This is a genomic window from Cutibacterium sp., assembly GCF_030525615.1.
In the GTDB taxonomy this organism is placed as follows: domain Bacteria; phylum Actinomycetota; class Actinomycetes; order Propionibacteriales; family Propionibacteriaceae; genus Cutibacterium.
In genome coordinates, this window is record NZ_JAUNEJ010000005.1 from 1 (window position 1) to 15348 (window position 15348).

The 15348-nt window shown below is 60.3% G+C and carries 12 protein-coding genes and 1 pseudogene; 6 read left to right on the top strand and 7 right to left on the bottom strand.

The window, feature by feature from the left end:
* From Q4B98_RS10590 to rimP, 4 genes are all read right to left on the bottom strand, one after another.
* Positions 1-77, bottom strand: a 77-nt coding sequence (locus Q4B98_RS10590; RefSeq protein WP_368492334.1) for a translation initiation factor IF-2 N-terminal domain-containing protein, incomplete at its 3' end; no start/stop codon positions are given.
* Positions 78-296: 219 nt separating this feature from the next.
* Positions 297-539, bottom strand: a complete 243-nt coding sequence (locus tag Q4B98_RS07975) for a YlxR family protein (protein ID WP_303196621.1) — start codon at positions 537-539, stop codon at positions 297-299.
* A 90-nt stretch (positions 540-629) separates the two neighbouring features.
* Positions 630-1601, bottom strand: coding sequence for a transcription termination factor NusA (gene nusA / locus Q4B98_RS07980; RefSeq protein ID WP_303196622.1), 972 nt, complete (start codon positions 1599-1601; stop codon positions 630-632).
* A 1-nt stretch (position 1602) separates the two neighbouring features.
* Positions 1603-2139, bottom strand: coding sequence for a ribosome maturation factor RimP (rimP, locus tag Q4B98_RS07985; protein WP_303196623.1), 537 nt, complete (start codon positions 2137-2139; stop codon positions 1603-1605).
* A 128-nt stretch (positions 2140-2267) separates the two neighbouring features.
* Here rimP and Q4B98_RS07990 point away from each other — a divergent pair, with 128 nt between their 5' ends.
* The gene (locus tag Q4B98_RS07990; protein WP_303196625.1) at positions 2268-3215 is read left to right on the top strand and encodes a DUF4439 domain-containing protein; all 948 of its coding nucleotides are present in this window, start codon (positions 2268-2270) and stop codon (positions 3213-3215) included.
* A gap of 71 nt (positions 3216-3286) precedes the next feature.
* Here Q4B98_RS07990 and Q4B98_RS07995 read toward each other — a convergent pair whose 3' ends face one another.
* The 3 genes and pseudogenes from Q4B98_RS07995 to Q4B98_RS08005 form a co-directional block, all read right to left on the bottom strand.
* Positions 3287-4054, bottom strand: coding sequence for a TSUP family transporter (locus tag Q4B98_RS07995; protein WP_303196626.1), 768 nt, complete (start codon positions 4052-4054; stop codon positions 3287-3289).
* 81 nt (positions 4055-4135) lie between these two features.
* A pseudogene (locus Q4B98_RS08000) lies at positions 4136-4842 on the bottom strand (TIGR03767 family metallophosphoesterase); the annotation flags it as partial.
* Between the two features lie 156 nt (positions 4843-4998).
* Entirely contained in the window at positions 4999-6744 is a 1746-nt protein-coding gene (locus Q4B98_RS08005) for a proline--tRNA ligase (RefSeq protein ID WP_303196627.1), read from the bottom strand.
* A gap of 339 nt (positions 6745-7083) precedes the next feature.
* On the opposite strand from Q4B98_RS08005, the gene Q4B98_RS10595 reads away from it, so the two are divergent.
* The 5 genes from Q4B98_RS10595 to Q4B98_RS08035 are packed head-to-tail and all read left to right on the top strand — an operon-like array spanning position 7084 to position 15191.
* A complete protein-coding gene (locus Q4B98_RS10595) occupies positions 7084-11010 on the top strand; it encodes a TIGR03773 family transporter-associated surface protein (protein WP_368492329.1) in 3927 nt (1308 codons plus the stop codon).
* Positions 11007-12533 (top strand): anchored repeat ABC transporter, substrate-binding protein, encoded by a 1527-nt coding sequence (locus Q4B98_RS08020; RefSeq protein WP_303196628.1) that lies wholly within the window; start codon positions 11007-11009, stop codon positions 12531-12533. Before Q4B98_RS10595 ends, Q4B98_RS08020 begins: the two co-directional genes overlap by 4 nt.
* Positions 12534-12555: 22 nt before the next feature.
* Entirely contained in the window at positions 12556-13554 is a 999-nt protein-coding gene (locus Q4B98_RS08025) for a choice-of-anchor M domain-containing protein (protein WP_303196629.1), read from the top strand.
* Positions 13547-14320 carry an anchored repeat-type ABC transporter ATP-binding subunit gene (locus Q4B98_RS08030; protein ID WP_303196630.1) on the top strand — a complete coding sequence of 258 codons (774 nt, stop codon included), beginning with the start codon at positions 13547-13549 and terminating at the stop codon, positions 14318-14320. The genes Q4B98_RS08025 and Q4B98_RS08030 overlap by 8 nt, the downstream gene beginning before the upstream one ends.
* Positions 14321-14333: 13 nt before the next feature.
* Positions 14334-15191, top strand: coding sequence for an anchored repeat-type ABC transporter permease subunit (locus Q4B98_RS08035; protein ID WP_303196631.1), 858 nt, complete (start codon positions 14334-14336; stop codon positions 15189-15191).
* The last annotated feature ends 157 nt before the right edge of the window (positions 15192-15348 follow it).

The following is a 15348-nucleotide window of genomic DNA, read 5'->3' on the forward strand; positions in this document are numbered from 1 at the left end:
TCATTGAGCTTCCCCAGAAGCTGTTTGCTTGACAGTCCGAGCTCTTTCGCGAGCTCATAGACGCGGACCTTGGCCACTACTCTCCTTCGGGCCCGGCCGCGGTGGACCTGGGCCTAGTTGTTGTGAATCCTCATTGGTGCGAACTCATCGAGTGTTCATGAGCTTGTGCCCACTTCCTATTCAGTCCCCTTGAACCGGAACAACCGGCCTGCCGGGGACGCGATTCGGTGAGGCCGCCGGACCTCCCGGCGGACATGCGGTGCCAACTTTACCGAAGATAGGCTTTTGAACCCAATTCAGCGGCTTGAATGCTTGGAGTGATCGCTGCCGGTGATTCTCACCCGGCGTCGAAAGGATCTCGCGAATCCCCCCGCCACAGCGCTCTTCCAACACTCTTCATCAGGATGGACGTAAGCTCCCCTGCCAGCGCCAGTCGGGTCTGACACAACCACTCCGTCAACCAGCACGTAGCGCCTCATATGGGCCGGGTCGTCGACACGTCGACAGCCAACACAGGTACGTTGTGGTCGTTTAGTCACCTGCCAACTCTAGGGCACATGATGTGAGTAACGCCCGGCCATCCCTTAACGGGAAGCCGGGCGTCGCCAACGTAGTGATCTCGTGGGGTCTCAAACCTGATTGTCCGGGCGGATATCAATACGCCACCCCGTAAGGCGAGCAGCCAGACGGGCATTTTGACCCTCACGTCCGATCGCTAGGGACAACTGGTAATCCGGGACGATGGCCCTGGCAGCCTTGGCCTTCGGGTCAATAACCGTCACCGAAGCCACCTTGGCAGGAGACAGAGCCGCAGCCACGAACTCAGCGGGGTCCTCTGACCAGTCAATGATGTCAATCTTCTCCTCGCCCAAATCGTGCATGACGGCGCGAACTCGCTGACCCATCGGCCCAATGCAGGCACCCTTAGCCGACACATCGGGATTGTGCGAGGTGACGGCGATCTTGGAGCGGTGACCGGCCTCACGAGCCAGCGCCTTAATCTCGACGATCCCCTGCTCGATCTCGGGGACCTCCATGGCAAAAAGCTTGCGCACCAGGTTCGGGTGGGTTCGCGAAACGATCACCTGAGGGCCACGAGCCTCCTTGCGCACTGCCACAACGTAGACGCGAATGCGGCGGCCATGCGTGTAATCCTCACCGGGAACCTGCTCAGCCGGAGGCATGATGCCCTCCAAGCTGCCCAGGTCGACGCGAACGGTGCGGTTGTCGCGGTAAGACTGCTGAACAACACCAGTGATGACGTCACCTTCAACAGCTGCGAAGTGGCCGTACTTCTGCTCATCCTCAGCCTCACGCAGCCGCTGGAAGATCACCTGACGGGCTGTCGAGGCAGCGACACGGCCGAAGTCGTCGGGGGTGCCGTCATACCAACCGACAATCGTCCCCTCTTCATCCTTCTCCGGAACCATGACGGCGACGTTTCCGGTCTTGCGATCGAGCTGAACCTTGGCACCCTTGACCGGAGCCTCCGTCTTGTCATAAGCGTTGAGAAGGGCGTCCTCCAAGGTCGTCAGCAGGTAATCAAGCGGAATCTCCTTGTCTCGCTCGATCATGCGCAGGGTCGAAAGATCAATATCCATCTCAGTTCTCCTTCTTCGACGCCTGCGCGTCGCGACGATTGAGCTCCACCTGGACGACGGCTTTCGCCACATCAGCCAGCTGTACCTCACGGTTGGTGTACACGGGTTTGTGAGGCTTGGAATTCTCAGCCTCCACTTCGAAGGTGACGTTCTCCTCGGACGCTTCGACAATGCGTCCTTTAAAAGTCTCACCGGACTTCTGACCCTCGCCAGGATGAAGGGTGATCTTCACCAGATGACCAATATTGCGTCGATAGTGACGCGGCTGAGTCAACGGAGTGGAAACACCACGCGAGGACACCTCAAGCGTGTAAGGAGACTCCCCCATCGCGTTGGAATTATCGAGACTACGAGAGATCTCAGCAGTGGCCTCGGAGATCTCATCAAGGCTAGGTCCGTGACCATCCGGGCCGTCCCCGTCGACCGTCACTCGCACCAGGCGGCGCCGTCCGGCAGGTACGACGTCGACGTGATCGAGTTCAAGCCCGAGCTGGGACACGACTGGCTCAAGCAGGTTGGTGAGCCTCTCTGCATTCATCTGTGTCTCATCCTGTTGTCGTTGCAAATTGTCCTTATCGAGTTTAGCCACTCAGTCCTAGCAGGCAGGCATCGCTATCGGCGCTACGGTGTGGGAACTCCAGCTTAAATACGGATATGGTGAGCATCATGATCGCTCGCAGAACCCTTCTTGCCGGTGGAACCGCGCTCTTTGCCGTCGGACTGACGGGCTGCGAGCACAACGAATCTGACACCAAGACCACTCCGTTAATCTCACCCACTCCTAGCGTGGCCCCGCAGCGTCGCGACGCCGTGTCCCAAGAGATCTTCCTGGCTCAGTTGGCGACGAAGGCTGCCGCCACCGTCACCGGTGATCGGAAAGTGATGTATCAACGCGTCGCCGCCGCCCATCGTCTGCACTATCAGGTGCTCAGCCAGGCTGACCCGTTCTCCGGCAACACGGCCACACCTACCCCGTCGGTCTCCCCCACACCGATGGCGGCCGGAAAAGGCGCTCCGACCTCCGAACTACAGACCCACGAAAAGAACGCGGCAGCCCAGTACTTGTCGAACTGTCAGGCCGCTCAGAACCCCTCTGAATCGCTGCTGTGGGCCAGCCTGTCGGTGTTCTGTTCAGCCGTCGGCCCCAACGCGCCAGCCCCACGTCCCACACCCAAGGTGGTCCCGATCACCATCGGGCAAGAACCCGTCGTCAATGCCCAACAGGCTCTTCTCACCCACCTCAATGCCCTTGTCGCCGGGCTTGAATGGGGAATCGGACGACTTGACGAGGGGCACGCGCTGCGCACGTGGGGTCAGCAGCGGCGCGACCAAGTCATCGCTCAGCGCGCCAAGGTCCGCCAAACAATTCGCGATGCCTCAGCCACCCCGACGCCTGATGTGGCCGGCTATCCCATGTCGACGGTCCCTGCCAACGCAGCGGCGACCCGATCTTTGTGGTCAAGTCTGGAAGGCAATGTCCTGTCTGGCTGGGGCCGGGTGGCAGCCGCAAGCCCGTCGTCACAACGCTCCAATGCCGTCTCAGCCATGATCGCCCAGACCAAGTACCTCGCCTATCTGGAAGCAGGGGTGACGACCTGGCCCGGGTGGGTGTGAGCACCGAGCTAAATATCCCTGGCACAAGCTTGACGTGACGACCTGGCCCGGGTGGGTGTGAGTCCAACAGCTCAGATTCCCCAGATCAACTGAACAAGCATCCGCGCTGCCAATCCGGCGGTAATGATGAGAAACATCGTCCGGACGAAACCATTGCCATATTTCATGGCAGTTCGAGCACCAATGACGCCACCGATGACGTTGGCGATGACAAGCGGCCAAGCGACACGCCACCAGACGTGGCCGTGAATGGCCAGCGTGGCGATGGTGACGATGTTGGTCACGGCGTTGCAAATCTTCGCCATTCCAGAAGCCTTGAGGAAGGAATACCCACCGACGGCGACATAGGTCAGCACCCAGAAGGTCCCAACTCCTGGGCCGATGGCACCGTCGTAGCAACCCAAGAGAAGACCGATTATCGGAACCAGAACGGGGTGTTTGCCGCCCTGACTGCTCTGACCCATCCCTAATAACGGTTTGCGCCAGGTATAGATCCCGATGAGGACCAACACCACCAGAAGAATCGGGGTGTAGACAGCGCGTGACATATAGGTGACGATGTGGGCACCCACGACAGCGCCAACAGCGGCCAGGCCAGCCGCTGACAGGAACATTCGCCAGTCTGGGCGCTGCCGGCGCAGATACCCCACGCCAGCAGTAAAGTTCCCCACGACTTGGGCCGTCTTGTTCGTGCCGACGACGGTGGCTACTGACGTCTCACTTGGCAGGCCAACCAGGAGAGACGGCAGCATGATGAGTCCGCCTCCACCTACAACAGCGTTGACCCAACCCGCCGCAAAAGCAGCAAGGACAAGACCAGCGAAGACCCACGATGTCACGTGTCAACCTTCCTGACACAAGAAGTACGGGTCCCACCCTGGAGGGGTGAGACCCATTACGTGTTCTCGGTCGGTCGTGACTCAGGCCCAAGGATGGGCCAAGAGCAACTCAGTATTGTGATCGACCGACGTACCCATCCTACTCACCGTGGCATGGATGTCGTTGGCACCGAACTCCCGGTAGAGGCTGGCCAGACCGTTCAGATCAGTAGTGTCGTAGTCTGCCTGATATGGGGCGTCAGACTCGATGAGCGTGGTGAAAATACTTACGGTGCCGTCGTGATTGTCAGCAAGCTCGATGATACGGGCCATCTGGGGAAAATCGACGTGGGAAGCCGTGTTGATCTCCCACCAACTACGCCGATCGTCGAGCGCATGACGGTGCGCCGTAATACTGCATACCAGGGAATCTTCACCCCAGGGGACGAAACTGGTCCCATGACGCGACGGAAATAGTGATCCACCCGGGGAAAACCGGCACGCTTGTACATGTCAGTGCGCGACGATTCGGGGTTGTAGAAGAGCGGATCTCCGAAGGTTTGCACACTTTCCCAGCGATCACCGGCACTGGTATTGGGAATGATCGTGCCTCCCGACAGCAAGGTGAGATACCAGTCACGTTCAACGTGCTCATGGTTATCGGTGTTGTCACCAGTGCTGACGAGGGCGTCAAAGACTCGACCGGTAGCCGGGCCTTCGTGAAGCGAATTGACCCGACGCACCAACGAGGCTGTGGCGAGCGGACCCAACGCCTCTTGGGGTCGGAAAGCCGAACTGGCGAGCGGATAGCCGCGCTGTGCCTATCGCATGATCCCGAGGTCGTTCGGCCAAGCTGACAAACACCATTGTCAGACGGCTATTGGGTGATGTCCGCGCCAGGTTGGAAGAACACTTGGCGACCATGCGGCAACACGCAGGCATCGGTGAGCTAAACCGGCGGTACGTTAGCCACGCACCTCTTCGAGGATGGCGGATACTGCCTCGGCGACGCCAACCTGACGGCTGTCACCGCTGGCACGATCGCGAACTTCAACAAGTCCGTCCTTAAGCCCGCGTCCGACGACCACCGACGTTGGCATACCGAGGATCTCGCTGTCGGCAAACTTCACTCCCGGTGAGGCCTTGCGGTCATCTAGGAGTACCTCAAGCCCAGCCTCAGCCAGTTCGCTGGCAATCCTGGTCGCCTCGTCCATAATCTCAGCACCTTTGCCGGTAGCCAGAACCTGAACGTCGAAGGGAGCGACCTCTCGAGGCCACGCCAACCCCTTGTCGTCACAGGTGCTCTCGGCGATGGCGGCCACCGCGCGAGAAACACCCAGGCCATAGGAACCCATGGTGACGGTCACAAGTTTGCCGTTCTGGTCGAGCACCTTGAGACCTAGTGCGTCGGCGTACTTCTTGCCGAGCTGGAAAATGTGGCCAATCTCGATTCCGCGGGACAGACGCAACTCGCCGCTGCCGTCGGGGGCCGGGTCTCCCTCGCGAACCTCGGCAACGTCAATAACACCGTCGGGGGTGAAGTCGCGCCCTGCCACCAGGTTGAAGACGTGACGATCCTTCTGGTCAGCGCCGGTGATCCAGACCGTGCCCGTGACAACGCGCGGATCGACCAGGTAGCGCACCTTCGAGGGGTTCTCGGCACCCAAGGCCCCCGGACCGATGTACCCCTTGACCAACTGTGGATGGGCAGCAAAATCCTCTTCCGTGAAGGGCTCAGCCACCGCCGGCTCAAGGGCAGCTTCGAGACGCTTCTCGTCGACCTCACGATCTCCGGGCAGCCCGATCGCCAACGGCTCACGTTTACCGTCAGGATGAGTCACCATGAACACGACATTCTTGAGGGTGTCAGCCCCAGTCCAGGGGCGATCGTCCCTAGGATGAACCTCGTTGGCCAACCGCACGAGAGACTCAATGGTGGGGACGTCAGGGGTGTCGACGACCTCAGCCTCGGGCAGACCTTCGATGGGCAACGGGTCAGGAGCCGCTACCCGGATGGCTTCGACATTGGCGGCATAACCGCCGGGAGAACGAACGAAGGTGTCCTCACCATTGGCGGCAAGGGCCAGGAATTCCTCGGAACGAGAACCCCCCATCGGACCGGACATCGCCTTGACGATGGCGTAGTCCAAACCGAGACGATCGAAGATCCGGATATAGGCGTCACGTTGGGTCTGGTAAGCCTCGTCGAGACCTTCCTGGGCGACGTCAAAGGAGTACGCGTCCATCATGACGAATTCTCGGCCACGCAGCACGCCAGCGCGCGGACGGGCCTCGTCTCGGTACTTGTTCTGAATCTGGTAGAGGCATACCGGCAGGTCCTTGTACGAGGAGTACATATCTTTGACCAGCAGCGTGAACATCTCTTCATGGGTTGGCCCCAGCAGCATGTCCACGCCTTTACGGTCCTTCAGACGGAACAGGTTGTCGCCATATTCAACCCATCGTCCAGTTTCCTTGTACGGATCAGCTGACAGTAGGGCGGGAAAACACACTTCCTGAGCGCCGATCTTCGACATCTCCTCACGGCAGATCTCCTCGATCTTGCGCATCACTCGAAGGCCTAGCGGCAACCATGAGTAGACCCCCGGCGCGGACCTGCGAATATAACCAGCCCGAACCAGCCACCGGTGACTAGGAACCTCGGCATCGGCAGGGTCCTCACGCAGAGTTCGAACAAAAAGCTGCGACATGCGCGTCAACATGACGTGTACCTTCCCGGCCGAGCTCGACCCTCCGCCGCCCGTCGGCGTGACCGGTCACGGCCATGCTGCATACTAGCGGTTCTATCTGCTCACGCCGTGGCACCGATCCTCAAACCGGACCCATATGCCACAACTGATGACTGCGCCACCAACTGATAGCTGTGCCACCAACTGATGCCCAAACAACCTTCCGACGCCGCCGCTGCTGTCTATCTGGCAGCCATCACCCGGATGGTCGGGTAAGTGCCAAGGAGACCCCTAAATGGCATTGATAACCGTTCTCATTGTAGAGTAGCTGCGACATCACCGAATGCAATGGAGGGCACCATGAAACGGTTTGCTTCGCTGCTTGCCGTCCTTCTGACGTTACTGATGGTTGGACCATCACCGGCAAGCGCAGCAGCGCCAGACCGCGAGCTCTTACACAACGGCCATGTAGACACCGCTCACGTCGAGTGGGATCAGGAAACCGATAAACCCGTCATCAAAGTCCTGTGGGGCAGCGACGAACTCAAGGACCCCGACTCCGTCTACATCCGGCTCGGGCCTGATGCCGACACGAATGGGCGCGAAGTCTCCCGGATTAAAGTTCCGAACGATCCGCGATACAGCTTCCTCGGCAAGCCCGGAGACATTTTGTGGTCAGCGCCTCAGCAGCACTACGACCAGTGGGCTCCAGTGTGGGCCGGATTCGGCTCAGGCCACTCCTTCCCCAATGAAGTCTTGAACAAGATCAAACCAGAAACCTTGCACCTCGACTTGGTCAAGGTCGACGGTCCTGGCGATGTGAATGTCTTTGCGAACTCTCCCAACCGGGTACATCGAATGTTTTCCTCGATGGGCGACGACCATCGTATGTGGGCTTTCCCCCCAGGTAGCCATTCCCACGCGAACTGGACATTCACCAAACCAGGGCGTTACACGATGACCTGGCAGGCCTCGGTCGTCACCCTCGACAATCAGACAATCAGCTCAGAACTTACTGACATCACGTGGCTTGTCGGCTCAGACGAACAGGTCGGCCTCGACGCGGGAACGACGGTTCCAGCCCGCGAGATCACAACTCCCGCTGAGAACTTCGAGATCACCGACGGTGGCGACGACGACGCAGCACCCGTCGATCCCACGTCAACCATGAAAAGCTGCCTGCACCACGCCGGCGGCCCTGTCGTCATGAAAGGGTCATGGCAGGCCGCGTCGGGAGAAGAGCTTGCCTCCCCCAGCTTCGCTGCGACTTCAGGTAATTCTGGCAAACGGCTAGACCGATCTCAGGGAGTCATCAACGTCCCGGATTCGCAGCGGCAGGCTGCTCCCGGTGGCGACGACGAGTTCAGCACTCTCTTCCCGCGAGGTACTGAGGTGTATCACCTGCCCGGAATTGACGCCAAGGGTCAGGTCAGCCAAGTCCTCGACACGACGGGGACAGATTTCGCGAAACTGTCCGAGGCAACCATCACGTGGGACCCTGTCATAGGCCCCAAAGACGCCGTTGTCGCCCTGACCGACAGCGCCACTGGTCAGCCCAAGACCGTCGTGTCCTCCCACGAACCGAGTCTTCACACCGTCATGCGCATCACCCAAGCGGACAAGCAGCCAATGGAGATGTGGTTCTCCAAACCGGGCACCTACAAGATCAACGGGTATTACACCGTCTACGGCAAGCCCGACAGCCAAGGCAATAAGCAGCGCAACTACGCCAGCTTCACGCTGTATTACGCAGTCGGGAAAGACGCGATTTCCAGTGCTTGCCACGGACAAGGGGAAACCCTTGACAACTCTTCTGCGTCGAGCCAGCCCGCGTCGCCAAAACCGACCCAACCTCCTTCTGCGAAACCGACGCAGTCTCCTGACCGGCCCAGTAGTGACAGCAAGCCCATCGTGCTCGACCACGGTCACGCCGATGTCTTCCGAGTGGGATCGACCGCCGACGGCGGGATTGACCTCAATCTCAAAGAAGATGTCACCGGTGAAGGGGTGCTTCGCGCTCCTGAAAACGTCTTGCTGAAAGTCAAAAGTGCCGCTTTGACCAAGATTCCGGCGGGCCTGCCCGGATCTCCCGAGGGCTACGTCCTGCCTCTCACCCAAGATCCCCAGTTGCTGTGGCCGGGATGGGAAACCTTCGACGTCAAACGAAATGGCTTCACCAAAGTCAAGATCAAGATCAGCGACGTTAAAGGGCCAGGCAAGGTACACCTGTTCTCGCAGGGAACCTTTGGCGATGTGCAACCGTTGCTCGATGACGCCGCCACCGAGATTCCCGGCACAATTACCGTCGCCCAGCCATCCCACGTCCATGCCAACTGGGTGTTCAGCAAGACCGGCGTTTACACCATGACCGTCCAGGCCACCGCCGACAAGGACGGAAAGGCCTTCCAGTCCAAGCCACACACCTATACCTGGGTGGTCGGCGACAAGACGGCCCTGCCGGCTCCGTGGGGAAAGCCGACGTCAACTCCGACTGCTGCGGCCCCAACGCCCTCCGCGTCACCGAGGCCGTTGGCATCACCCAAGCATTCGGTGTCCCCGGCCCCAACTCGGTCCCCATCCGCCACGCCGAAGAACTCGGCTGCCCCGAAACCGACGACCTCGCCGACGAACAGCAAGAAACCCTGCAACAACAAGCTGGTCCTCGACCACGGCCACTCTGACGTCTTCCGAGTCGGCTCAGCTGCTAACAAGGGACTCGACCTGCAGGTCAAGGAGGATGTCACCGGAGAGGGGGTACTTCACACTCCGGAGAACGTCTTGCTGGCCGTCAAGGACTCTGCTCTGACTGCCATTCCGAGCGGGTATCCCGGCGCCCCCAAGGGCTATCTGCTGCCCATCACACAGAACCAGGATCTGCTGTGGCCGGGATGGGAGACCTTCGATGTCAAACGAAATGGCTTCACCGAAGTCAAGATCAACGTCCGCAACGTCAAAGGCCCCGGCCAGGTACATCTGTTCTCGCAAAACTCCTTCGGTGGAGTGCAGAGCCTCCTCGACGGTGGCTCCAAAACCCTTCCGGGCACCATCACCGTCAAGCAGCCGTCCCACGTACACGCCAACTGGGTTTTCACCAAGCCTGGCCGTTACCAGATGACTGTTGACGCCACCGCGATTCGGGATGGCAAGACTGTCAGCACCGGAGCCCACACCTACACCTGGGCAGTCGGCTCCAAAGCCATCGCCGCTGCCAACACCTGTGCGGACAGCAACGGTGGCACCTCAGGTGCCGCCAAGACCAACAAAGGTGGCGCTGACAAGCCCTTCGATGATCTCGGCGTGGTGGGGAACAAGCCCATTGACGAGGTAGCCGGACACTCCGGCTCGAATGAATCAGCCGGGGGGACTTCTACCAGCGGTTCGGCAGCCAAGAAAGAGATTTGCCGACCGGTGAAGGTCCCCACCACAACTGCCGCCACTGAGAAGAAGGCTGCTCAGCCCGCTGCTCAGTCGGCGTCTGTGGCCACCGAGGGCCACTTCGACTGGGGAGTCCAGCTGCAGTCGGGCAAACTCATCTCCGCTCTCAAGGACGATCGCTCCGCTCCGGCGACATGGGTTGATCCCTCGAGCGTCGTCATGGCAGTGGGCGACAAGGCCAACACAACGGCCCCCGCCGGTATGGAGTTCATCGCCAAGGGCGGCACCAAGGTCTGGCTTATCGGCGCGACCCAGGTTCCTGGTGTGCCGTGGCTGGGCGTCAACACCATGCATGAGTCTGTCGTCGGTGGCACGACCGGCCCAGTCCACATGCACCTGGATAAGGTCACCGGCCCCGGAAAGATGGCGGTATTCATGTCCGGCACCTTCGGTGGCGGAGTGGGCCAGCGGGTCTTCGACAATGTCGGCGGACCCACCAGCTACACCGTCCCAGCCAACACCCATGCTCACCCGAACTGGGTGTTCACCGCCCCCGGACACTACGCCGTCACTGTGACTCAGACCGCCACCACCAAGGCAGGCAAGAAAGTCAGCACCAGCGGCACCCTCCACTTCGCGGTGGGTATCGATGCCAAGTCGGTCGCTTCCTCCATCGGCAAGGTATCGGCTTCCCCTGACGCCGATCAGAAAGCCAAGCCGGGCTACACCATCGTGGGTCGTACCCCCGACGGCAAGCCGTGCGATCTCAACGGAATGCCTGGCACCGGTGAGACCGGCTACTTTGGCGATCCCGGCGCAGCCTCCCAGGCCAACCACAGTCTGATGGCCGGAGGCCTCACCCTGATCGGCCTGGCCGGAGCGCTACTCGTGGCAAGGAGACGACGGGGGTGAGAAAACGCCTGTTGTGCGTCGTGGCCGCACTCAGCATTCTGGCTGGGTGCGGCCACGCGCCCGCTTCCCAGAACGACAAACTCTCCGTCGTGACGACGACACCCATCCTCGCCGACTTGACACGCAATGTCGCCGGCGATCGAGCCACCGTTACCTCGATGGTTCCCTCCGGTGCCGACCCCCACACCTATGAGCCATCACTACGTGACGTCCGAACTGTCGTCTACTCAAAGGTTGCGCTGTCGAACTACCTCATGCTCGAACCTCATTCGGTCATCAAAACCATCGACGCGTCCCTGCCAGCCGGATCGATCAACGTCTCGTTGGCTGAACAAGCGCAGAAATACGGAGCTGAGGTTATCCCGCTGGTCGAGAATGCCAACCTGGACACCGTATGGCTGGGCCTGCGGGTCATTGGCAAGGGCACTGATCGCGGGGCTGATCGCTCGTCGTCGGTTCATCTTCGCCTGAAGTCCGTCGATGGTCCGGGTGATCTCACTGCCTACATCACTGGCACCTTTGGTCGTCCGCAGATCTACTACTCCTCAGCTGACGGCATCGACGAGCGCGACGACGTAGAACTCCCCACCGACGCCCACACCCATATGTCGTGGGCTTTCAGCAAGCCTGGCGTTTACAAGGCAACTTTCGCAGCAACCCTGTCCACAGCAAACGGCATAACCACTATCGGCACCCAGACCCTCACGATTGCCGTCGGCGCTGACCCGCGCACCATTCCCGAACTCGCCCATCGAACGGTGGTTGACAAGGGACACGCAGACTTCTCCGCTGACATCGACCAGGGCAAGATAGTCATCTTGTCCGACCCGACCGGCGGCGGCGTCCGCACCCAGAAGCGCTTGGACCCTGACACGTCGGTGGTGTGGGTCCCCCCGAAGGCCCTCACCGAAATTCCACCGACTCCTGCTTTCCGTTTTCTCGGACACCCCGGTGACTCGATTCACCAACTGCCCCAGGCCGTTCTCGGTGCCCACGTCCATGGTGAGATTGACCCCCACTTGTGGATGAGTATCAAGAACACCAAGGCCTACGTGCAGGTCATCCGCGACTCCCTTATCAAGGCTGACCCCGAGGGTGCCCAGACTTACCGTGAGAACGCCAAGGCATACCTGGTGAAGCTGGAAGAGACCTCGCGCTACGTCGATCACAAGATCGCCAGCATCCCCAAGGGAAGGCGTCAACTCATCACGAGCCACGACGCTTACGGGTACCTCGCCCAAGCCCATGGAATGCATGTAGCCGGATTCGTCACCGCGAATCCCGGCGTCGAACCGTCCATGGCTCAGCGACGCAAGCTCAACCAGACGATCGCCGATCTCAAAGTGCCAGCAGTGTTTCTAGAACCCAATGTGCTGCGAGGCTCCTCAGTGCTCGCCGCCATCGCCGCCGAAAACGGCGTCCGGGTGTGTCCCATCTATGGCGACACCTTTGACGACCAAGTTACGAACTACATCGACCTCATGAAATTCGACGCCGACTCCCTGGCCACGTGCCTGGGATGACGCCCCTGCGGAGGAATCCATAATGCCCAAATACCGCCTACTGGCAGCCCTCTTTGTCGCACTCAGTGCCTGCTTCGCACTATCTCAGCCGGCCCAGGCCTCCCCTACCCCACCACCAGATCCTGCCCTCAAACAGACAGTGACCGGCAACGAGAAAGTCGCCACCGGACCAGCCGAGATCAAGCGCGGTCACGTAGACGTTGGCCCTCGAATTATGGACGGCACGTTCACCTTCATGGCCCGCGACGACACTGCCAACCCACCCGTGTGGCGCAGCACCAATGACACCGTTTTGCGTGTGGTCGAGGCCTCCCGTATCGACGTGCCAAATGAGGACACTTATTCCTTCCTTGGCGATATGCGTGGCAAGAAGGCTTATGTCATTCCACAAACCCAAGACCAAAAGATCGTGTGGCTTGGCTGGAACACCCAGGCTCCCGAGATCGTCAAAAGCTTCCCGCGCGGTGCCGATCTCGTCTTCACCGGCCACCAAGGCCCCGGACAGGCCCACGTGTTCATCGAGAACGGTTTCGACGCCCCCATGCCGCTGTATGACTCCACCAAGTCCGGCGAGCAGCTGGTACACATGGAAGCCAACACCCACGTCCACGCCAACTGGGTGTTCTCCGACCCGGGAGCGCACACGATCTCCGTCGATGTCCGTGGAACCGATGTGAAGGGTGTCAAGCACTCCTACTCAACCAAGCTACGATTCGCCGTCGGGGATACGGCGTCGGCTGACGAGGCCCGCGCCATGGATACCTCAGTATCGGGTTCCTCAGCTTCTGACAAGGCCTCTTCCTCGCCGGTTGCTACCCCCTCCAGTGACCATTCTGACAACGGCACTCCGTGGGGAATGATCGTCGCGATTATTGCCGGAGTCGTCATCATTGGCCTGATCCTCGCTGCTTTCGTCGGACGTTCCCGGTCCGCAAAAATGCGCGAGGAAGTGTGGAACGACGATAGTTCCGGCATGACGTCTGCCAAGAACTCCAACAACGTAACGAGCCGCCATGAGTGACCTCGGATCGGTCAAGATCAGCGATGTGGCCGTCAATCTGGGCGGTCGCCAGGTACTTCACGACGTCAATCTGGCAGCCAGCACAGGAGACCTGCTGGCCCTTCTGGGTCCCAATGGCGCCGGTAAGACCACAATCCTGCGTACCATGCTTGGTTTGGTGAAACCGGCCAAGGGCAGTGTCGAGGTTGCTGGGGAAGCTCCCGGGAAGGGATGGCGTCACATCGGCTACGTGCCACAGCGTCACGAATTTGCCTGGGATTTCCCTATCAGCGTTGCCGATGTCGTCATGAGTGGGCGGACCCGTCACATCGGGTGGCTGCGTCGTCCGGGCAGGGACGACCACATAGCGGTGCGTGACGCCCTGCGAATCGCTGGAATGGCGGACCTGGCCGACCGAACCGTAGGAGAACTGTCGGGTGGGCAGCGGCAGCGCGTGCTCATTGCACGAGCTCTGGCCACCCGTCCATCGGTGCTGTTGCTCGACGAGCCGTTCACCGGGGTCGACATGCCGACCCAAGAAATGCTCACTGAGCTGTTCTGCCAGCTGGCCGCCGCTGGCACGACTTTAGTCATGACTACCCACGACCTTGCCCAGGCGATGGCCACCGCTGATCGAGTATGTCTCATCAATCGAACTATTGTCGCCGACTCCACCCCGCAGGAACTGCGCGATCCGACGATGTGGATGAAAGCCTTCGGGGTTTCCGAGAACTCCCCGCTCTTGACCATGGTCGGGGCTGTAGAACCCGCTTCCACCCCCCTCTGACAAGGAACCATCAATGCTCACTCCATGGGAGTTCTTCACTGATCTCACCAATCCTCTGCTGGTCTTTTTGCCGAAGGCCCTGCTGGTCGCGGTGGTCTGCTCAATAGTTGCCGGCGTCATCGGTTGCCATGTCGTGCTGAGAGGCATGGCCTTCATCGGCGACGCGGTGGCCCACTCGGTGTTCCCCGGTCTGGCAGTGGCGTTCCTGCTTCAGGGGTCTCTCCTGCTCGGTGGGGCTATCGCTGGCTTGGTGACAGCAATCTTGGTGGCGATCGTCTCGCAAAATCGACGCCTCAAGGAGGATTCGGTCATCGGCATTCTATTCGCGGGAGCTTTCGCGCTGGGAATTGTCATCATCTCCAGAGCGCCCGGGTACTCAGGTTCCCTGCAGCAGTTCCTCTTCGGATCCATCACCGGTATCACCAACGACGACATTGTCATCGTCTGCGTTGCCGGTGCCCTGGTTCTGCTCATTGAGCGAGCCCTGCACAAGGAACTCGTAACCGTTGGTCTGGACCGTGAAACTGCACGCGCTATCCACATGCCCGTCTTTGGGTTGGACCTCGTCCTCTACGTGCTTGTGACGCTGACCGTCGTCATCTCGGTCCAGGTCATCGGCAACGTCCTCGTGTTGGCCCTGTTGGTGACACCCGCTGCAACCGCCCGTCTACTCACCGACCGGCTGGACCGAATGATGGTTTTGGCCCCGATTATCGGCGGCCTCAGCGCTCTGGTGGGTTTGTACTTGTCGTGGTCGATCGACCTTCCAGCGGGCGGGACGATCGTCCTTGTCGCGACCGTGGTGTTCCTCCTGTGCTGGGTCTTCGCACCGCGCGGTCTGCTCAGGCAGACGCGACGCAGGACGGCCTGAGACGCCGGTGCCTCATGACAGCGTGAGCGCCGAATCAAGCAGCTCCACTAAGAGCCTCCACCGCGACTAACATGGCGCGCAGCAGTGCGTCCGACATAGGTCTCCCGGCGAGCTGACAATGCGCACCACGGCTCAGTCAGTACAAGTCAGTCAGTAC